The organism is Rhodococcus wratislaviensis (genome assembly GCF_041228765.1).
Classification (GTDB): domain Bacteria; phylum Actinomycetota; class Actinomycetes; order Mycobacteriales; family Mycobacteriaceae; genus Rhodococcus_F; species Rhodococcus_F wratislaviensis.
The window spans coordinates 4,692,410-4,712,358 of sequence record NZ_CP150488.1 but is presented as its reverse complement, the minus strand read 5'-3'; the positions used below and the strand labels follow the sequence as shown (position 1 = coordinate 4,712,358).

The 19,949-nt window shown below is 64.8% G+C and carries 21 protein-coding genes; 8 read left to right on the top strand and 13 right to left on the bottom strand.

What is annotated here, in order from left to right:
• From WKC72_RS21755 to WKC72_RS21745, 3 genes are all read left to right on the top strand, one after another.
• Positions 1-978: a CoA ester lyase gene (locus tag WKC72_RS21755; protein ID WP_037239430.1), complete on the top strand. Its 978-nt coding sequence runs from the start codon at positions 1-3 to the stop codon at positions 976-978.
• A 30-nt stretch (positions 979-1,008) separates the two neighbouring features.
• Complete coding sequence (locus WKC72_RS21750; RefSeq protein ID WP_037239473.1) at positions 1,009-1,512, top strand: MaoC family dehydratase; 504 nt, start codon at positions 1,009-1,011, stop codon at positions 1,510-1,512.
• Positions 1,513-1,843: 331 nt separating this feature from the next.
• On the top strand, positions 1,844-3,280 hold the full coding sequence (locus WKC72_RS21745; RefSeq protein WP_037239428.1) for an aldehyde dehydrogenase family protein: 1,437 nt from the start codon (positions 1,844-1,846) through the stop codon (positions 3,278-3,280).
• Between the two features lie 222 nt (positions 3,281-3,502).
• Here WKC72_RS21745 and WKC72_RS21740 read toward each other — a convergent pair whose 3' ends face one another.
• The 4 genes from WKC72_RS21740 to WKC72_RS21725 all read right to left on the bottom strand — a co-directional run bounded on the left by WKC72_RS21740 (position 3,503) and on the right by WKC72_RS21725 (position 6,275).
• Positions 3,503-4,240: an IclR family transcriptional regulator gene (locus tag WKC72_RS21740; protein WP_037239426.1), complete on the bottom strand. Its 738-nt coding sequence runs from the start codon at positions 4,238-4,240 to the stop codon at positions 3,503-3,505.
• A 109-nt stretch (positions 4,241-4,349) separates the two neighbouring features.
• Complete coding sequence (locus WKC72_RS21735) at positions 4,350-4,796, bottom strand: PaaI family thioesterase (protein WP_037239423.1); 447 nt, start codon at positions 4,794-4,796, stop codon at positions 4,350-4,352.
• Positions 4,797-4,986: 190 nt separating this feature from the next.
• On the bottom strand, positions 4,987-5,871 hold the full coding sequence (locus WKC72_RS21730; protein WP_037239421.1) for an alpha/beta fold hydrolase: 885 nt from the start codon (positions 5,869-5,871) through the stop codon (positions 4,987-4,989).
• Entirely contained in the window at positions 5,868-6,275 is a 408-nt protein-coding gene (locus WKC72_RS21725) for a hypothetical protein (RefSeq protein ID WP_037239417.1), read from the bottom strand. The genes WKC72_RS21730 and WKC72_RS21725 overlap by 4 nt, the downstream gene beginning before the upstream one ends.
• Positions 6,276-6,759: 484 nt before the next feature.
• Here WKC72_RS21725 and WKC72_RS21720 point away from each other — a divergent pair, with 484 nt between their 5' ends.
• Positions 6,760-7,821, top strand: a complete 1,062-nt coding sequence (locus WKC72_RS21720) for a 3-isopropylmalate dehydrogenase (protein ID WP_037239414.1) — start codon at positions 6,760-6,762, stop codon at positions 7,819-7,821.
• Here WKC72_RS21720 and WKC72_RS21715 read toward each other — a convergent pair.
• Entirely contained in the window at positions 7,781-8,164 is a 384-nt protein-coding gene (locus WKC72_RS21715) for a helix-turn-helix transcriptional regulator (RefSeq protein ID WP_037239412.1), read from the bottom strand. The two genes, WKC72_RS21720 and WKC72_RS21715, sit on opposite strands and share 41 nt — an antisense overlap.
• Positions 8,165-8,268: 104 nt before the next feature.
• Between WKC72_RS21715 and WKC72_RS21710 the strand changes: the two genes are divergently transcribed.
• On the top strand, positions 8,269-9,555 hold the full coding sequence (locus tag WKC72_RS21710) for an MFS transporter (protein WP_037239470.1): 1,287 nt from the start codon (positions 8,269-8,271) through the stop codon (positions 9,553-9,555).
• A 142-nt stretch (positions 9,556-9,697) separates the two neighbouring features.
• On the top strand, positions 9,698-10,711 hold the full coding sequence (locus WKC72_RS21705; protein ID WP_037239410.1) for an alcohol dehydrogenase catalytic domain-containing protein: 1,014 nt from the start codon (positions 9,698-9,700) through the stop codon (positions 10,709-10,711).
• A 29-nt stretch (positions 10,712-10,740) separates the two neighbouring features.
• Here the strand turns inward: WKC72_RS21705 and WKC72_RS21700 are convergent, their stop codons facing one another.
• The 4 genes from WKC72_RS21700 to WKC72_RS21685 all read right to left on the bottom strand — a co-directional run bounded on the left by WKC72_RS21700 (position 10,741) and on the right by WKC72_RS21685 (position 13,299).
• The gene (locus tag WKC72_RS21700) at positions 10,741-11,172 is read right to left on the bottom strand and encodes a DUF5313 family protein (protein ID WP_268790477.1); all 432 of its coding nucleotides are present in this window, start codon (positions 11,170-11,172) and stop codon (positions 10,741-10,743) included.
• Positions 11,173-11,222: 50 nt separating this feature from the next.
• Complete coding sequence (locus WKC72_RS21695) at positions 11,223-11,699, bottom strand: MarR family winged helix-turn-helix transcriptional regulator (protein ID WP_037239406.1); 477 nt, start codon at positions 11,697-11,699, stop codon at positions 11,223-11,225.
• A gap of 73 nt (positions 11,700-11,772) precedes the next feature.
• Positions 11,773-12,420 (bottom strand): hydrogen peroxide-dependent heme synthase, encoded by a 648-nt coding sequence (gene hemQ, locus WKC72_RS21690; protein ID WP_052033558.1) that lies wholly within the window; start codon positions 12,418-12,420, stop codon positions 11,773-11,775.
• Between the two features lie 51 nt (positions 12,421-12,471).
• Positions 12,472-13,299, bottom strand: a complete 828-nt coding sequence (locus WKC72_RS21685) for a sulfurtransferase (RefSeq protein WP_370179091.1) — start codon at positions 13,297-13,299, stop codon at positions 12,472-12,474.
• Positions 13,300-13,404: 105 nt separating this feature from the next.
• On the opposite strand from WKC72_RS21685, the gene WKC72_RS21680 reads away from it, so the two are divergent.
• The gene (locus tag WKC72_RS21680; protein ID WP_370179089.1) at positions 13,405-15,087 is read left to right on the top strand and encodes a nitrite/sulfite reductase; all 1,683 of its coding nucleotides are present in this window, start codon (positions 13,405-13,407) and stop codon (positions 15,085-15,087) included.
• A gap of 72 nt (positions 15,088-15,159) precedes the next feature.
• Here the strand turns inward: WKC72_RS21680 and WKC72_RS21675 are convergent, their stop codons facing one another.
• The 3 genes from WKC72_RS21675 to WKC72_RS21665 all read right to left on the bottom strand — a co-directional run bounded on the left by WKC72_RS21675 (position 15,160) and on the right by WKC72_RS21665 (position 16,620).
• The gene (locus tag WKC72_RS21675) at positions 15,160-15,324 is read right to left on the bottom strand and encodes a hypothetical protein (RefSeq protein ID WP_167344056.1); all 165 of its coding nucleotides are present in this window, start codon (positions 15,322-15,324) and stop codon (positions 15,160-15,162) included.
• Positions 15,324-15,650 (bottom strand): ANTAR domain-containing protein, encoded by a 327-nt coding sequence (locus WKC72_RS21670; RefSeq protein WP_037239398.1) that lies wholly within the window; start codon positions 15,648-15,650, stop codon positions 15,324-15,326. Before WKC72_RS21670 ends, WKC72_RS21675 begins: the two co-directional genes overlap by 1 nt.
• A gap of 175 nt (positions 15,651-15,825) precedes the next feature.
• Entirely contained in the window at positions 15,826-16,620 is a 795-nt protein-coding gene (locus WKC72_RS21665; protein ID WP_235214729.1) for a class I SAM-dependent methyltransferase, read from the bottom strand.
• 168 nt (positions 16,621-16,788) lie between these two features.
• Between WKC72_RS21665 and WKC72_RS21660 the strand changes: the two genes are divergently transcribed.
• The gene (locus tag WKC72_RS21660; RefSeq protein WP_037239394.1) at positions 16,789-17,247 is read left to right on the top strand and encodes a hypothetical protein; all 459 of its coding nucleotides are present in this window, start codon (positions 16,789-16,791) and stop codon (positions 17,245-17,247) included.
• Between the two features lie 44 nt (positions 17,248-17,291).
• Here WKC72_RS21660 and uvrA read toward each other — a convergent pair whose 3' ends face one another.
• Positions 17,292-19,829, bottom strand: coding sequence for an excinuclease ABC subunit UvrA (uvrA, locus tag WKC72_RS21655; protein ID WP_037239392.1), 2,538 nt, complete (start codon positions 19,827-19,829; stop codon positions 17,292-17,294).
• Positions 19,830-19,949: the final 120 nt, after the last annotated feature.

The following is a 19,949-nucleotide window of genomic DNA, read 5'->3' as shown; positions in this document are numbered from 1 at the left end:
ATGTCCAGAACACAACGACCGCGGCGTTCCTGCCTCGCGGTGCCCGGTTCGAGTCCGAAGATGATCGAGAAGGCGAAGGGCCTCGATTCCGACCAGGTCTTCCTGGACCTCGAGGACGCGTGTGCTCCACTCGCGAAACCTGGTGCGCGCAAGACCATCGTGTCGGCACTCAACGAAGGCGGGTGGGGATCGAAGATTCGCGTGGTGCGGGTCAACGATCTCACCACCCATTGGACCTATCGTGACGTGGTCGAGGTCGTCGAAGGTGCCGGTGAGAATCTCGACTGCATCATGCTTCCGAAGGTGCAGTCGGCTGCCCAGATCGCCTGGCTCGACTTCACTCTGACCCAGATCGAGAAGACCATGGGTTTCGAGGTAGGCCGAATCGGAATCGAGGCCCAGATCGAGGACGCCGCCGGATTGATCAACGTTGACGAGATCGCAGCCGCGTCGCCGCGTACCGAGACGATCATCTTCGGCCCCGGCGATTTCATGGCGAGCATCAACATGAAGTCGCTCGTGATCGGTGAGCAGCCACCGGGATATGGGGTCGGTGACGCATTCCACTACCCGCTGATGCGGATCCTGATGGCCGCCCGGGCGAACGGGTTGCAGGCAATCGACGGACCGTATGTGCAGGTCCGGAACGTCGAGGGCTTCCGCCGGGTTGCCGGACAGGCCGCCGCACTCGGCTACGACGGGAAATGGGTGCTGCATCCGGCCCAGATCGACGCCGCCAACGACACCTTCAGTCCAGCTCAGGCCGACTACGACCACGCCGAGAACATCCTCGCCGCGTACGAGTGGTTCACCTCCGACCGGGGCGGCCGCAAGGGCGCCGTGATGCTCGGCGACGAAATGATCGACGAGGCGTCCCGCAAGATGGCGTTGGTCATCGCCGGCCAGGGCCGCGCCGCCGCCATGGAACGCCTCGACGTGTGGAAGCCGGAAATCGAAACCGTAGAGAGCGGTGTGTGAACAGTGACGACCACGGAAAAAGAGCAGAACATGCAGTTCGGCCGGTACTTCGAGGATTTCGAAGTCGGAGCAATCTACAAGCATTGGCCAGGCAAGACCGTCACCGAGTATGACGACCACCTGTTCTGCCTGCTGACGATGAACCACCACCCGTTGCACCTCAACTCCCACTTTGCCGAGGAAACAACAGAATTCGGCCGCAATGTGGTCGTGGGCAACTACGTCTACTCGCTACTGCTCGGAATGTCCGTACAGGATGTGTCCGGCAAGGCGATCGCCAACCTCGAAATCGAGTCGTTGCGGCACGTCAAGCCGACGTTCCACGGTGACACGATCTATGGCGAAACCGAGGTCCTGGAAGTCACGCCCTCGAAGTCCAAGGACGACCGGGGCGTCGTGTACGTCGAGACCCGCGGCTACAAGCAGGACGGGCAGATCGTCTGCATCTTCCGACGGAAAGTTCTCGTTCCCAAGCGAAGCTACGGCGACGTGCGCGGCGGCGAACAACCCGCTCGACCGCTGCCACACGCGTAGTCGACTCCGGTGGGAGCGCTCCCACCCGCAAGACAAGCGGCCGCCCTCACCGAGAGACCGGATGAGAGCTGCTGGGCGGCTGCGTGATACGCGGATCGAGGTTTTCGTCCCGCCGAGCTCCGATGCGGGCTGGGTGTTCACCCGATGCAGGGAGGACCCTCAGCCCGCACGCCGGAGTTTCGACACCCCACCTCCGGGATGTCGCGATCCGGCGGCCCTTGACAGCGATCGCGGGAACGAACCAAGCTATCAACAGAAACACTGTGCCGTATATCGGCACAACCGCGGTGCGGCCGGACACCCGGGTGCACCACTCGGAATAGGAAGCACTATGCGAGAGCGTTACGAAACGTTCGTCGGCGGACAGGACGAGCGCAGTAAGAGTGGGCAGTACTTCTCCACTCGTGATCCCGCCACAGGCGACGTCATCGCCGAAGTCGCGCTCGGCGGGGCGGAGGATATCGAGGCAGCAGTTGCCGTAGCGCAGAGCGCCTTCCGCTCGTGGCGTGACACCCCGGCCGCCGCTCGCGGTCGCATTCTCCTCGAGGTAGCCCGCACACTGCGTGAACACGCGGACGAACTGGCCCGAATCGAAACACTGGACACGGGTCAGACGCTGTCGCAGTCGAAGGTGGATATCGAGACCGCCGCACGATACTTCGAGTACTACGGCGGGGCGGCAGACAAGGTCCACGGCGAAACGATTCCGTTGGGACCCGACTACCTCTCGTACACCCGCAACGAACCGTTCGGCGTGATCGGTGTCGTCACACCCTGGAATGCGCCGATCAACCAGGCCGCACGGGCCATCGCACCCGCATTGGCGATGGGCAACGTGGTGGTCCTCAAACCCGCCGAGGACACACCGCTCTCGGCACTCGAGATGAGCCGTCTCGCCGTCGAAGCGGGACTGCCCGCGGGGGTTCTCAACGTCGTCCCCGGATTCGGCGCCGACGCGGGCGCTGCCCTGACCGGCCACGACAAGGTCCGCAAGATCGTCTTCACCGGCTCGGTGGAGACCGGCCGGGCGATCATGCGGGCGGCCGCCCAACGACTGATTCCGCTGACTCTCGAGTTGGGCGGAAAGTCCCCCAACATCGTCTTCGACGACGCCGACCTCGACGCCGCCGCCGCGGGCGCCTGGACCGCCTTCACCACCAAAGCGGGTCAGGTGTGTTCGGCCGGCAGCCGGTTGCTGGTGCATTCGTCGGTGCACGACGACCTGGTCGACCGGCTCGTTCAGCACGCCAGGACAACGGTCATCGCCCCGGGGATCGAGGACCCGGACATCGGATCCTTGGCCACGCGAGGGCAGTTCGACAAGGTCCGCTCGTATCTCGAACTCGGACCCAGCGAAGGTGCACGTGTCGCTACCGGTGGACACGTCGCCGACACCGGGCGGCTGAGCCGCGGGCTGTTCATCGAGCCGACCATCTTCGTCGACGTCGACAACACCATGCGCGTGGCACGCGAGGAGATCTTCGGCCCCGTGCTGACGGTGCTCCGATTCGATTCCGATGAGGAGGCGGTCGAGATCGCCAACGACAGCGACTACGGACTCGTCGCGGGGGTCTGGACCCGGGACCACGGCCGGGCGCACCGCGTGGCCGGCGCCATCGAGGCGGGGCAGGTCTTCATCAACCAGTACTTCGCCGGTGGTGTCGAAACCCCGTTCGGTGGCTACAAGTTGAGCGGTTTCGGCAGGGAGAAGGGCTTCGAGGCGCTCAAGCACTACTGCCAGCTCAAGACGGTCACCGCCCGCCTGTGACGGCGCTGCAACTGTGCCCGAGAGGAACGGACGTTCCTCTCGGGCACAGTTGCCGACACGGGGAACCGCAAATCCAGCCGACGAATCGCCGGACCTGCGAGGGCACCACAGTCGACGCCCCCCGTGCCGCTTGTGAGGCACGGGGGCGTTTCCGGGAAACACGGCAAACGAAGTTCGTCTCCGCGGGCTAGATAAGGGCGTCCCGACCGGCTCCAGACGGGATCAGAGCAATGAACTCACATTCGCTGCAGTGTCGGAGACCTGCTTTCCCCACCAGGGCACACGATGCTCGTCGAAACGGGTCTCCGGCATCGAGATCCCGATGCCACCGACGGGGCATCCCCCCTCCCCCAGCACAGCCGCCCCGACGGCACACACTCCCATCCGGTTCTGATTGACGTTCACCGCATATCCGACGCTGCGGATCTCCTCGATCTTCTTTCGGATCGATTCGGGGTCGGTGTCTGTCTGCGGCGTCAGTTGCTGGATGGGACTGGAAAGAATTCGGTCGACCTCGTCGTCCGGCAGCCGCGCCATGATCGCCATTCCCCCCGACGTGTGCGGTAGCTGCCAGGTGCTGCCGACCTTGATGAAGGTGCGAACCGCCTGATGGGAATCCATGCGTTCGATCTGAACCACCCGCTCCGCACCATCGCGGACCTGGAGTGTGATGGTTTCGTTCGTCAGATCCCGCAGCTCACGCATCGGCTCGAGCGCCACCGTTCGCAAGTCGCCCTTGTCCCAGCCACGCCGGCCAACGGCCAGTGCGCGCGACGTGAGCTTCCATCTTGTGTACTCGCTCCCATCGCTGCGGATCCAGCCGGCGGATGCGAGCGCCTGAAGAGTCCGCTGCACGGTCGATTTCGGCAACTGAAGGGTGCGTGACAGTTCGCCTACCCCGACCGGCTGGCTCTCCGCCACAGCTTCGAGTACGCGCAAACCTCGTTCGATGCCCTGCACCTACTGTTCCTCTCCCTCGACCGCCGCTCCGCCGCGGTGCAACATTCCGTACTGTGCCGATTATCGGCACAGTATGTCGAAATGTCCAGCCTTGGTGTCCGCTACGGATTCACCGAAGCCGACTCTCGGCGGCCCCGCCGACGCCGACAGGCGGCGAACTGTCCGCGAGGATCTTGAAGACGCCCGTCGCCGTGGCCACCACCGAGTCGTTCACCCGCAGGTCGGAGTCCGCGAAGACGATCGATGCCGTGCGCCGCACGATACGGGGTGAGCTCGTCAAGAGGTCGCCGACCCGGACGATACCGAGAAAACTGACATTCAGCTGCACGGTCGCCATGTTCTGCGTGCCGGTTTCGGCGAGGGCGGTGGATCCGAGAGCGCGGTCGGCGAAGGCCATGATCAGTCCCCCTTGCACGACTCCTCGAAGGTTTCGATGCTTGACCTCGCACCGCAATCCGTACTCCCGTGCACCGCCTTCACCGTGACGCAGCAGCAGTGGACCGATCAGCCCGATGAACCCGCCGTCGTAGACCTCGTCCCATACGACTTCGCTCACGCCGAACCTCTACTTCCATCCTGGCTTCGATCTCTCACGCCCATCGACGCGAGTCGAGAGCTGACGGGCGGTGCGGAGCCGCCGACGGCGAGGTTGGAGGAACTCGCTCGCCGGCGGCCCCGCGAGGTTGCGCCGGCCGCGTGCCCGTGACCACCACGAGCAAGCGCAGGCCGCGCAACCGGTCAGTGGGTTACTGGGTAGCCGACAGCACCTTCGACGGCACAGCCGAATCACGGATTTCCCACAGCACCGGCTTGATGCAGCGGAAGAACTGGGCGGCGTCCTCGCTCATCGGGAAGTGCCCGAGGCCCGCCATCGGGACGACCTTCGCACCCTCGATCTGCGCACCGAGTTCCTCGGCTTCCTCCGGTCCCGTCGCGAAATCGTATTCGCCGTTGAGGATGTACACCGCGGTCTTCGAGGTATCGATGTTCTGTGCCGTTTCCCGAAGATCATGCTCGACGCTGTAGTAGTGGAGATCACCCTTGAACACCGGCGGGGACCCCTGACTGTAGACCCAGGTCGTTTCCCTGCGGCCGACTTCTGGAGCCGTCGGCGAGGTGAGCGCGTACATCGCCGCCGGCTTGGAGTCGTTGCTGATCTCGGGGTGGAACCAGTAGTCGAGGTAGTAGCCGGGCGAATGCAGCGCCGCTTCGAGCCCGATCACGGCACGGAACACGCCGGGGTAGTGCAGGGCCAGATCGGGAGCGAGATTGCCGCCCATCGAGCTACCCATGTAGACCGCGTCCTCGCAGTCGAGGGCCTCGGCGAGGGCCACGACGAACTTCATGAAGAAGTCCTGGGTCAGGTTGTACTCCTGCTCCCACCATCGCACCGAGAGCGGCGGCAGCGACCGCCCGTGATACGGCAGATCCCAGGTGATCACGCGGAAGTGTGACGTGATCTCCTCGTCTTCGAGCAGATGACGATACTGGCGCCCGTCACAGCCGGCGGTGTGCTGGAGAAGTAGCGGGATTCCAGAGCCGCTCTCCTCGTAGTAGACCCGGTACTCGATGTCGTCGATCGTGAGATGGACATACCGCCCGACCGCCTTGTCGAACTTCGTCGTGGTCATTTCGCCTCCTCGGCGACGTTGGTGTAGGAACGCATGAGATCGAACAGTCGCCTGAGCGCGGCGTAGTAGGCGAAGAACATCTTCATGTCTCCGCCGTAACGGAAGTTGTGTCGGGTGACCGCCGAAAAGAGGTCCTGGTAGAACGGGCGGGGCACCCGCTGGAAGAACTTGCCCCATTCTTCGATCGGCGCGGAGATCTCGATGTCGTAGTTCCGCGCAACGGTCATGAGGTTGTTGCCCTCGGGCGGCGCGATGGAATCGAGTCGACCGTCACGGATCACCAGCACGTAGGTTTCATCGCCGATCTCCAACCGGACAATGGCGTTCCAGAAGCGCGCCGCAATCTTGAATTCGGGATCCAAGTTGAGCGCGTCCGTGAACCTCTCCGTGTCCACAAATGGCATGGCCTTTCCCTTTCTAGGAAGTCGCTATTCGACCTGCGATCACACGCGGGCGGCGTGGGGTTCGCGAGACATGGCGCCCACAGACTCTCGTCGATCTGTGCCGTTCAGCGGTACGCCGTGTCACTTTTGAGTATGTGCACTGCCTCACAATTTGTCAATAAGGCTGGACGGCACCCCGGTGCCCGAACCGCCCGCTCCGTAGCGGACCGAACGAGCTTTCCGCACAGCGCAATCCGGGTGGTTGGTTTGCGATGTCGCGGACTGGATGTGAGCCTTCTGCGACTGCCCGTTCACCCGAGGCGGAATGGCCCGGAAGGTTCGACATCAGAACGTCCATCTCACTATGCGGCACGACTGTTCCAGCATGTGGGCCAGAGCGGTACCGTCAGGACCGACGCCCACATCCGCCCGCCGCACGCCTGCACCCGGGCTGGACGACTCATCCCACGCGGAATCCATCCCGTGTTCGAAGTTCGGAGATCTGATGAAAATCGCAGTCATTCCCGGGGACGGGATCGGACCCGAAGTCATCGACCAGGCAGTCAGGACCTTGCACGAGGTTGCCCCTGCCATCGAAACCAGCTACTTCGACCTGGGCGCCCGAAACTACCGGGCAACAGGTCGCCTGCTCGACCGGGAAACACTCCACGAGATTCGGCAGCACGATGCGATCCTGCTCGGCGCAATCGGCGACCCGACCGTTCCCGCCGGCACGCTCGAACGTGGCATCTTGCTCGAAATGCGCTTCGCGCTAGATCATCACATCAACCTACGTCCGACGAAGACGATGCCCGGCGCGCCTCGAGTGCTTGCAGGAGATGCGAATCTCGACCTGCTGGTGGTTCGGGAAGGAACCGAAGGCCCGTACACCGGCAACGGGGGCGCACTCCGCGTCGGAACTCCCTACGAAGTCGCTACGGAAGTCAGCGTCAACACACGTTTCGGCGTCGATCGACTTCTCCGCGAGGCGTTCGAACGCGCCGCGGTCCGGCGGCAGCGGGTGACGATCGTGCACAAACCGAACGTTCTCGCGTTCGCCGGCTCCTTGTGGACGCGCGCTGCCGACGAACTGGCGACGCTGTATCCAGAAGTCGAGGTCGATCACATGCTCGTCGATGCTGCCATGCTGCATCTCGTCACAAACCCTGCCCGATTCGACGTCATCGCCACCGACAACCTGTTCGGCGACCTCATCACCGACCTCACTTCCGCCCTGGGCGGGGGTGTCGGGCTGGCGGCAAGCGCGAACATCGACGGCTCACGAAGGAATCCCGCCATGTTCGAACCAGTACACGGGAGTGCCCCGGATATCGCGGGTCGAGGTGTCGCCGATCCCACGGCCGCGATCCTCTCGACAGCGTTGATGCTGCATCACCTCGGGCTGTCGCATGAGGCGAACACCATCGACCAGGCAGTTCGGGACCACGTCGCATCCCGCGGACAACAATCCTGCTCCACCGAGGAAATCGGTGAGCAGATCAGGAGCCGAGTAGGTTCCGAATCACTCACACCGCCTCGGCGTCGGCCGGCTGCCAGTTCGCAATAAGTGCCACGAGACCGGGAAAGCGGTCGTCGAGGTCTTCCGTGCGGACTCGGCTGCGCCGCTCGAGCCCGTGCTGCCGCTGTCGGATGACGCCGGCTTCCCTGAGCGCTTTGAAGTGATGGGTGAGGCTCGACTTCGGCCGGTCGAATCCGAACCAACCGCAGGTGTGGTCGTATTCCTCCGAGCCGGTCAAGAGCCGATTGACGATTGTCAGTCGCAGCGGGTCGGCGAGAACGCCCATGACCCGCTCCAGACGTATCTCCGATGCCGCCGGTTCAGGCAGCGGCATCGGCAGGGAAAGCTCTTCGCTGTCGCTCATGCGATAGGTCGGCGCAAGATCAGTCATAGATCCAGCATAGCGCCAGTACGAATTTTGTCGTACCATCTATGTACGAGAATTATCGTACTGGTACGACCAGTATCGAACTGCACATGGAAGAGGAGACAGCGATGGCACAGACTTCGGCCGGCCCGAGGGAACTGGGGTGGTCACTCGCCGCCGCAAGTACCGTGACGGCCGTGTTCGTGCTGTCGAACGCGCCCACTCCGCTGTACACGCGCTGGCAAGCGGAATGGGGATTCAGTTCGGGAACCTTGACGATCGTGTTCGGGGCGTACATGGTCGGGTTGATCGGGACCCTTCTCGTCGCAGGGAAGCTCGCCGATCGATACGGGCGGAAGATTGTGCTCGTCCCAGGCCTGATCGCCGCGGTCACCGCAGCGGGGCTCTTCCTGTCGGCGACGAACGTACTGTGGTTGCTGGCGGCCAGGCTGCTCGCGGGGGCCGCAGTCGGCGCGGCCGTCACCGCGGGCATGTCGGCTACGATCGATCTCGCCCCCGATCACCGGCGCCGGACCGGATCCATGATCGCCTCCGCTGCAATGGTATTCGGTGCCGGACTCGGCCCCCTTCTGTCCGGGACGTTCTCCCAACTCATCGACACACCCCAGTCCTGGATATTTGGAATCGTGCTGACAGTGACGGCGCTGACACTGGTCGTCGCGATACGGCTGCCACTCCACCGCGGATTCGCACCGGACGGTCCTGTCGAGCGTCTCTGGTCGTGGCCTTCCGTTCCGCGCCCGAATCGCCGTGAACTCGTCTGGGGAGCAGCTGCATTCGCCCCGGGCATTACCTCGACCTCCTTCTTCCTCTCCCTCGGACCCTCGGTCCTCGCGACCGGCATCAACGCCCCCAGCCCGCTACTCGCGGGTGCGGCGGCATGCGGCATGTTTCTGGTAGCAACCGGAATCCAGTTCGCCCTTGCGCACCTGCGTACCAGAACCCATCTCGCGCTGAGTTCCTCCGCAGCGTTCGTCTCGATGGTGACGCTGACGGCGAGCGTCACCATCTCCGCGACACCGGCGTTGTTCGTCATCGCCGCACTTCTTGCCGGTGCCGCACAGGGCCTCGGCCAGCTTGCGGCACTGACGCTGATCGGCACCCGAATCCCCTCGAACCATCGCGCCGAAGCAAACGCGGCATTGAACATTGCCGGCTACATTCCTGCGGCTCTGCTACCCGTGGGAACGGGCTATCTGATCCAATTCGTACCCTTCAGCGCAGCCGTCATCACGTTCGCGGCAGCCGTCATGGCATTCTCCCTCGCCGCCCTGATCACCGTACGAATCAGCACAGCCGAACACCTGCGTCCCGGCGCCTCGAACGAGCACGTGATGCGCGGGGAGACGAATGCCACCGCCGAGGAAGCACTACTGGAAGGGGCGCGGCCATGACACGGACGGTCGCGTCGCCGAGCGCCTCGTGTCTTCCGGTCGATGGATCAGACCCGTCAACCCTTGTCAGGAGCTCGGCTGAGGGGCTTGACTGAAACCTGGGTCTCGATCGCCCCAGGTCGAACAGACAGGGAGGATGCATATGCCAACCCATCAGGCAGTTCACGTCCAGGCCCCCGGTGAGCCGCTGACACTCGTCGACGTCGAAACCGGGTCGCCCCCGCGCGACCACGTACGCATCGCGGTGTCGGCGTGCGGAGTGTGCGGCACCGACCACGCCTTCGTCAACGGCGCGTTCCCGGACATGTCTTGGCCCCTGACACCTGGACACGAGATCGCCGGAACCATCGCCGAACTCGGCGACGGCGTCGACAACTACGCCGTCGGCGACCGCGTCGCCGTGGGTTGGTTCGGTGGACACTGTAACCAGTGCATCCCCTGCCGTCAGGGCTCCTTCATTCATTGCGAGAAGTTGCAGGTGCCGAGCTGGCAGTACCCCGGCGGCTACGCCGAGTCGGTGACCGTTCCGGCCAACGCACTGGCCCGGATTCCGAATGAGCTGTCCTTCGCGGAAGCCGCACCCATGAGCTGTGCCGGGGTCACCACGTTCGACGCACTGCGCAAAACCAGGGCCGTCCCAGGCGACCGCGTCGCCATCCTCGGCATCGGCGGACTCGGCCACCTCGGTGTGCAGTTCGCCCGGGCGATGGGCTTCGAGACGATTGCCATCGCGCGCGGCGCCGACAAAGGCGACGACGCTCGTCAGCTCGGCGCCCACCACTACATCGATTCCACCGCCGGCGACGTCAGCGAAGCGTTGCGGGCACTTGGTGGTGTGTCAGTGGTTCTGGGGACCGCGGCGAACTCGAAAGCGATGGGTGATGTGGTCGGTGGACTGCTTCCGCTCGGTGAACTCACCGTCGTCGGTGTTACGCCCGACCCATTGCCGATCAGTCCCCTGCAGCTGATCACTCCCGGCCTCGATGTCACCGGCCACCCTTCCGGCACCGCCCGCGACGTCGAGGAGACGATGCACTTCGCGGTCCTGTCAGGTGTGCGGGCCCGAATCGAGGAACGGCCCCTGACTCGGGCGGCGGAGGCCTACGCGGCGATGGAGGAAGGACGTGCACGCTATCGGATGGTCCTCACCATGTGATTCTTCTCGGCAGGGTTGATCGCCTGCCTTCAGCGGAGTTCGTTGCCGCTCCGCCGTTCGATGCCCCAGGTGCCGGAAGGGCCGTGGAGCTTCTCGTATGCTGCCTTCTCGGCGTCATGACGTGACGCCTTCCTCGGGTTCTCCAGATCGGGCGGCAGCCCGTGCCTCTCGAGGCGTCGAGATCGGTTCTGCGCCATATACGACACTGCGTAGAACACGGCGAGGAGCACTCCGAGCAGAACCATGGAGGCTCGCAGTCCGAGCGGTCCCGGGAACAGGAAGAACGCGGCGAAGACCGGAACGAACGGGACCATGCTGCGAACGAGGTGCCGGGGAACCGCCCAGTCACCGACCAGGTCGTTGCGGACCCAGTCCTGCATGGAGTCGGGAAGTTTGCGGCCTACCGCGTAGCCCAGCCACTGTATGGGGCCGGGCCGGGTTCGTTGCGTGGTTCGCGACATGACGACTACCTGTTCACGTTGTGCTGAAGTCGAATTCGACATGATTGTCCTCATTGATCGAGCGCGCCCGCTCTGAGCGCAGCCTGATTGACGCGGGTGAGAACGTCGTGAAGTTCTTCGAGTTCGGCCAGGCTGACACCGAGCTTCTCGATCACGGCGGGCGGAATCTTCTCGGCTTCCGCACGTAGTGCAGCACCGGCTGCGGTCAGTTCGACATCCAATTGCCTCTCGTCGGCCCGGCTGCGGGTGCGCGTGATCAGCCCGGACGCCTCGAGACGCTTGAGGAGCGGCGAGAGGGTGGGTGAATCGAGTTGCAGCGCGGTCCCGATCTCCTTGACCGCCATCGGGGCCTTGCCCCAGAGCGCGAGCATGACGAGGTACTGCGGATGCGTCAGCCCCATCGGTTCGAGCAATGGGCGGTAGACGGCGAGCACCGCCCGGTTCGCGATCGCGAGCGCGAAACACACCTGCCGGTCGAGAGCGAGCAGATCGTCGCCGGCCTTCCCTTGCTGGATGTCTGCGGTCATGTCACCAGACTACCAGAATGATTCGTGCAATAACTAATATCGCACGAATCATTCTGGAGGTAGTCGACGATCGTCACGGTAGACGCGCAACGAGGGCATCCAGGCCGGTTCGCGGACCGGAGAAGAACGGCGTCTCCAGCCGAACGTGCCGGCGCGCGTCGGTCGCGCGAAGGTCGCGCATCATGTCGACGATCCGGGTCGGGTCCGGAGCCTCGAAGGCGAGGATCCACTCGTAGTCGCTCAACCCGAAGGAACTGACAGTGTTGGCCCGCACGTCCGGGTAGGCGCGAGCCGCTCGGCCGTGCTCGGCGAGCTGCCGTCGCCGTTCGGCGTCCGGCAGCAGATACCACTCGAGCGACCGGTTGAACGGGTACACGCACACGAATTGCCCCGGCTCCTCATCGGCCACGTACGCCGCGATGTGGCTACGGTTGAATTCGGCCGGCCGGTGGAGCGCGGCCGCACTCCACACCGTCGTACACGCTCGACCGAGTCGGCAGCGCCGGAAACCGGAGTAGGCGGCCTGCAATCCTTCGACGGTGTCGGCATGCGTCCAGATCATGAAGTCGGCATCTCCGCGTAGCCCTGCGACGTCGTAGATTCCGCGGATCGCGACACCGGACTCGGCGACCTCCTCGAAATAGGTCTGCACATCCTCCACGACCTCGTCACGCGCGTCCGGCAACGCGCCGGGGACCACCTGGAACACGGTGAACATCATGAACCGCACGCGTTGATTGAGTTCGGTGAAGCGAGAACCGGTCAAGGCGGGCTACCTCTCGACCGGGACGCCGACCAACGAGCCGTACTCCACCCAGGAGCCGTCGTAGTTCCGAACCTCGGGGTAACCGAGCAGTTCGTGGAGAACGAACCAACTGTGCGCCGATCTTTCGCCGATCCGGCAATAGACGATGATGTCCTTCGTCTCGTCGAGGCCGGCGTCGGCGTACAGCGCGCGGAGTTCGTCCTCGCTGCGGAAGGTGCCGTCGTCAGCGGCAGCCTTGGACCACGGCACGTTGACAGCAGTCGGGACGTGCCCCGGAACCTGGGGTTGTTCCTGCGGGAACTGCGCCGGGGCGAGGATCCTCCCGGAGAATTCGTCGGGAGACCGGACGTCGACGATATTCTTCTTCCCGATCTGCTCGACCACCTCGTCGCGGTGCGCCCGGATTCCCGACACGGGCTCGGACGCCACGTAATCGGCAGCCGGTCGGGTGACCTTCTCGCTCGACAAAGGCCGACCGTCGAGCTCCCACTTCTTACGTCCGCCGTCGAGCAGCCGGACGTCCCGGTGGCCGTAGAGCTTGAAGTACCAGTACGCGTACGCCGCGAACCAGTTGTTGTTTCCGCCGTACAGGATCACCGTGTCGCCGTTGGCAATTCCTCTCCCGGACAGCAGCTTCTCGAACGATCGCCGGTCGATGAAGTCACGGCGCACCGGGTCTTGAAGATCGCGCTTCCAGTCGATGCGGACGGCACCGTCGATGTGGTTCTTCTCGTACTGCGCGGTGTCCTCGTTCACCTCGACAAGGACGACGTCGGGGTCCTTGCCGTGTTCGACAACCCAATCGGCGTCGACCAGAAAATTGCTTCTACTCATCGTTCATCCTTCGCATGGTTGGCAACTGTAGCGTGCACGTATCATTAATGCACGATCTATTCGTCTACGCTACAGTTTCGGGCACACAGTTTCGGAGGAGCACCGATGACAACAGCGAAGACCCGCCCCGCCCAGGCGAAGGCCCCGCGCGCGGAGGGGCAATGGGCCCAGGGCGACCGTGAGCCGCTCAACGTGAACGAGCAGGTCAAACAGGATGATGACGGTCTCAACGTGCGCAAGCGGATCGAAGACGTGTACTGCCACACCGGTGTCGCCGGCATCGACCCGACCGATCGGCGAAGCCGGTTCCGCTGGTGGGGGCTCTACACCCAGCGCGCACCTGGCATCGAGGGCGGCCGAACCGCCACGCTGCCGCCGGAAGAACTCGAGGACGAGCACTTCATGCTCCGCATCCGCATCGACGGAGGGGCGCTGACCACCGAACAGCTGCGCGTCGTCGGTGAGGTCTCCCGACTGTTCGCCCGCGACACCGCGGATCTCACCGACCGCCAGAACATTCAGCTGCACTGGATCAGGGTCGAGGACCTACCCGAAATCTGGCGGAGGCTCGAAGGGGTAGGCCTCACGACCGCCGAATCCGCAGGCGACACCCCGCGCGTCGTCCTCGGCTCGCCGATGGCCGGCATCGCCGTCGACGAGGTCCTCGACGCCACACCCGCTCTGCACGAGATCACCCGCCGATTGATCGCAAACCCCGACTACTCCAACCTGCCGCGCAAATTCAAAACCGCCATCTCCGGTCTCCAGGACGTGGTCCACGAGATCAACGATGTAGCATTCATCGGCGTCGAGCACCCGGAACACGGCCCCGGACTGGATGTCTGGGTCGGCGGCGGTCTCTCGACGAATCCGCGGATCGGCGAGCGCCTGGGCGCGTGGGTACCGCTGGAAGACGTGCCCGACGTATGGATCGGTATCGTCTCCCTCTTCCGCGACTACGGGTACCGGAGACTGCGGGCGAAGGCACGCCTGAAGTTCCTCGTCGCGGACTGGGGTGTCGAGAAGTTCCGCGACGTGCTCGAAACGGAGTACCTCGGACGCGCGATGCTCGATGGACCAGCACCCGAACCGCTCGACGAACCACGTGATCACGTCGGTATCCAGCGCCAGAAGAACGGTCTCAACGCCGTGGGAATCGCACCCGTCGTCGGCAGGGTCGGCGGCACCGCGCTGACCGATTTGGCGCGAGTAGCGGAAGCATCCGGATCCCGACGGGTCCGGATCACCCCGATGCAGAAGCTCGTCATCCTCGACGTGCCCGACGAACAGGTCGACTCGCTTCGATCGAGTCTCGAAACTCTCGGGTTCCCGTCGCGCCCGTCACCGTGGCGACGGAGCACCATGGCATGCACTGGCATCGAATTCTGCAAGTTCGGGATCGTCGAGACCAAGGCGCGAGCCGCCGCACTCATCGCAGAGGTCGAGGAACGACTGGCCGACGTGCAGGATCAGCTCGAGCACCCGATCACATTGCACCTCAATGGGTGCCCCAACTCGTGCGCACGTATTCAGGTCGCCGACATCGGCCTCAAGGGCATGATCGTGACCGACGTCGATTCCAACCAGGTCGAGGGATTCCAGGTTCATCTCGGCGGCAGCCTCGGGCTGGACACGAGCTTCGGGCGCAAATTGCGCGGCCACAAGCTTCCCGCCACCGAGGTGCCCGACTACGTCGAGCGGATCGTTCGACGGTACGTGGCCGGCCGCGAGGGCTCCGAGAAATTCGCGGCCTGGGTCCAACGCGCCGCCGAAGCCGATCTTGCGTGATCGGCTCGCAATGCCGGGCATCACGCAGTCGAAGCTGAGGGACGTCCCGGAGCACCCGACCGTCGCGGTCTGCTACTTGCCGGCGTCGGTGACGGGCTCGCGCTCGGGGACTGCGGCCGCATGGTCGTTGACCACGTGCTTCCACCACGAGTCGAGCGGGCTCGGTTCCGGCCACACGATCGCGTCGGCCGGGAGCGGCCCTGTACTTTCACGCGGGTGGCTCGATTCCTGTCGCATCAACTCGCCTGAGCGTGTCGGCGGGGCGGAAGCTGGTTGACCAGTTGCTCCCACTCTTCGAATCGGGTGGCTTCGGGCGAGCGACGACGGGGCGAGGGTCCGGCAGCGAGGTCGACCAGGCTCCGGGCAGCGCCGAGGACGGTGAGGTGATGACGCCGGGCGACGTCGAGGAGTTCGTCGAACGCCTGGGCGTCGCTGCAGCCGCGACCGGCTATCAGGATTCCCTTCGCCGTGCCGAGCAGTTCGCGTCCGTCGGGACGCCTACGAGGGATCAGGCGTGTCGGGCCGGGAGTCGGAGTGAGTGGTTCGGTGCTGTCCTCGATCATTCCGCGATGCTCCTTCGCTCTCGTGCATCGGCTGCCGGCCCGCCGGTGTGCCGACGATCCCGTCCGGACGCAAAATGTGAGTCACGTCACTGTCGGTGCCTCAACAGTTGTAGCCGACGGCGCCGCGCCTGTCATCTAGACAAATGTCCAGCTGTGCCGTCACATGACAAAGCGCTCAGGTAGTGGCCACCAACAGATCTTCTCCACTCGACGGGCGCAGGCCGTCGGATCGACCGGCGAAGTAGCGCTCGGCGAGTGAAGTTCCCGCCACATGCTGCGCGCCGTCGAAGCCGGCCTCGCGGGCCAGGGTCAGCATTTCCTGCGGGGTGTAGAAACTGATGAACGGTGTTCCGGCCGCTCGTGCACCGCGCTCGGACGCCTGGAGTCCGGGGCGATCGGCGACGTCGAGAAGTTCGGTCGGCAGAAGGAACGTCATCGCCAGCGTCGAGCCGGCAGCGAGACCGGCGAGCTGGCGCAGGGTGGCCGCGGTGGCGTCTTTCGTGAGGTACATCGTGACGCCGGTCGAGACGACGACCGCAGGCAGGCGAGGATCGAAGCCCGCCGCAGCCAGCTGCTCCGACCAGGACTCGCTCGCCTCGAAGTCGACCGGCACCAGCCGCAGCCAGTCGGGAACACCCAAGCCGAGCTCGATCAGCCGTTTCCGCTTCCAGGTTTGGGGGCCGGGCTGGTCGACCTCGAACACCCGCATCCGGGAGGCGATCTCCGGCCTACGCTGGGCAAACGTGTCCAGGCCCGCCCCCAGGATGACGTATTGGACGACACCGCGGCCGGCCTGCTCGACAACCATCTCCTCGATGAAACGAGCACGCGCGACGATCGCCGCCCGAAACCCGCTGGTGCCGGCCGGGTCCATGTCCGGGCGAGCCCGCCAGCCCTCGTCCGGCGCCGCGAGCTGCAGGCCGATCTCGTCGACGAGAACGTGCGGTGGAGCGTCGACCTGTAGGTGCATCGCCCGCCACAGGGCAACCCGCACGGCCGTACTGTCCGGTCCGTCCGTCTGCTTGCCTGCCGTCGCCATGACGTTCTCGCTCCTCACGGTCAGTTCTCCGCCGGCCGACGCCGCGCCCAGCTAACGCCCGCCCCACTCTCAGCGTATATACCTCGTATGAAGCCTTCAGTGAAGCGAGCCATCGGCCTGTTCACGGCCACAGCAGCTGCGTTCCTCGCGTTCGCGACACCCGCGCAGGCGACCTCCCCCACCCCGGTCTACTTCCGCGTGGGAAACTTCAACTGCTCGATCGCACCCGACGACGTCGTGGGATGCGATCTGCCACAACCATTGCCGATGGACTTTCCGATCCTCGGCGAGTTCGGATTGCCGTGGCTGGGACCCGTCCAGCATGTCGTCATCGATCGTCCCTGGCTTCCCGCTCACCCCATCTACCCGCCCGGCACCCCGTTCACCCTCCCCGGCGGCAACCCCGACATCTCCGAGGTTGCGACCAGCCAGAGCATGTACCAGAAGGCGATCACCCACGGGGGAACCACCTGTCTCGCAGGCTTCATGGGCGACCTCACCTGCACCGCCAAGGGGCACAGCTTCGTCGTCACCGTCTACGGAATCCACGCGCATTGAACCGGTTCCACACCGAGTGGATGTCGACTACGTCATACGCAACGTCACACGGCGAGGTGCCGGGCGAGGTAGGCGGCGGTGGCGGAGCCGGCCGTCTCGGCCACGACCGTCGGTGGCCCCGAGGCGATGATCCGGCCACCGTTGTCTCCGCCGCCCGGCCCGAGGTCGATCATCCAGTCCGCCGAGGCAATGACCGGCATGTCGTGTTCGACGAGTACGACGGTATTTCCCGCCGCGACGAGACGTCGCAACACCGTCATGAGGCGGTCGACGTCGGCGGGGTGCAATCCAGTGGTCGGTTCGTCGAGTACGTAGAGCGTGTGCCCGGATCGGATGCGCTGCAGTTCGCTGGCGAGCTTCACACGTTGGGCCTCCCCACCGGACAGGGTGGTTGCCGATTGGCCGAGTCGCAGGTATCCGAGACCGACTTCGACCAACATGTCAAGGCTTTTCGCCGCTGCCGGAACGTGACTCAGGAACGCGCGGGCGTCGTCGACCGTCATGGCGAGAACGTCGGCGATCGTCCGGTCGTCGACGAGAATCTCGAGGGTCTCTGCGTTGTATCGTGCGCCCGCGCAGGCCGGGCAGGGAGCGGAGGCCTCGGGCAGGAACAGCATGCCGATGGTGATCGAACCGGCGCCCTCGCATTCTTCGCAACGGCCGCCCCTGACATTGAATGAGAATCGGCCCGGGTTGTATCCCCGTTCGCGGGCAACGGGGTTCGCAGCGAAGAGTCGCCGGATCACATCGAAGAGGCCGGTGTAGGTCGCGAGATTCGAGCGTGGAGTCCGCCCGATGGGAGCCTGGTCCACGCGCACCAGCCGGGTGACGTGCCCGAGCCCATGAGCGGCCACGACCGTCGGTCCGGTGTCGTTCTCGCGCTCGTCGGCCAGTACGACCGTGGAGTCGTCGGCTTCGTCTGCCCCGGCGTCGGTGCCGGCTTCGCTGTCGACACCGAGGTGTTGGGCGACGACGTCGGTGAGCACACGGCTCACGAGTGTGGATTTTCCGGATCCGGACACGCCCGTGACCGCGGTGAGCACCCCGAGCGGAATCCGCACTGTCAGATCACGCAGGTTGTGCATCGTGATACCGGCGAGTTCGATCCACCTGCCCGGACGTCCGGGCTCGGGGCAACTCTCGGGGGTTCCGAAAAGGTATCGGCGAGTCACGGATTCGGGAACGTGAGCGAGACCGTCCACCGTGCCGCTGTAGAGCACCCGGCCACCATGCTCCCCGGCACCGGGACCGACGTCGACGATCCAATCTGCCGCCCGGACGACATCGAGGTTGTGTTCGATGACGAAGACGGAGTTACCCGCCGCGCGTAGTCGCCGCACGGCGGCGACGAGCGCCTCGGTGTCGGCGGGATGCAGGCCTGCGGACGGTTCGTCGAGGACGTACAGCACTCCGAACAGACCCGATTGGAGCTGGGTGGCCAGCCGCAGGCGCTGAAGTTCGCCCGGCGAGAGGGTGGTGGTCGATCGGCTGAGGCTCAAGTATCCCAGCCCGAGCTCGGTCAAACCCTCGAGGCGGCCGAGAAGATTGTCCACCAATGCCGCTGATGCTCGATCTGTTGCGTCACTTGCGGCGGATTCGTGGGATGCGACGACGGCGTCGAGGACGGCTGCCAGATCAGCCAGTGACAGATCCGTGGCGTCGGCTATGTCGAGGCCGGCGAACCGTACGGCCAACGCCTCTGGGCGTAGCCGTTTGCCATTGCATGCACTGCAGGGGCGGGACACCAGGTATCGGGTGACCTTCGCCCGCTGGGTTGCGCTCTTCGTCGTCGCGAAGGTGTGCAGAACGTAGGTGCGGGCACTCGAGAACGTTCCCTGGTAATCGCGCACCATCTTGCCCGGATCGCGCACGGGTGACACCGTGACCGTGGGTTGCTCATCGGTGGTGAGGATCCACTCGCGCTGGTCCTCCGGCAGCTCGGACCAGGGGCGGTCCACGTCGATGCCGAGTGTGTCCAGGATGTCACGGTAGTTCTTCCCCAGCCAGGCGCCGGGCCATGCGGCGACGGCGCCGCCGCGGATACTTCGGCTCGGGTCCGGCACCAGGGCATCGATGTCGACATCGTGGGTGCGGCCGAGCCCGTGACAGGCCGGGCATCCACCTTCGGGTGTGTTGGACGAGAAGGCGTTCGAGTCGAGGACGGGAGCGCCCAGCGGGTAGGTTCCGACTCGGGAGAACAGCATCCGCAGCACGTTGGAGATGTGGGTGAGGGTGCCGACCGACGATCTGGCGGAGGTGTGACCGCGGGCCTGCTGCAATGCAACCGCCGGTGGAAGCCCGGTGATGTCCCCTACCCTGGGTGCTCCGATCTGATCCATCAGCCGTCGCGCGTACGGGGTCACGGACTCGAGGAAGCGTCGTTGCGCTTCGGCGTAGATGGTGCCGAAGGCCAACGAAGACTTACCCGATCCCGAGACTCCCGTGAACGCGACGATGCAGTCCCGGGGAATGAACACATCGACGTGGGCAAGGTTGTGTTCGCTGGCGTCGAACACTTCGATTCCGCCGAATGCCTGGGCACGTAACGGTTCAGCCTGCGGTGCGGGATCGAAGGTGGGCACAACTGCTCCAGGTGTCGGTTCGTGCTCGGACAGGTTACGTACCAGTCTTCCTCGAGGGGTGGAACCATGTGTACCGGCGGCGCTCCCGCGGGGAGAGTCCGCCCAAATTCCATCGGCTTG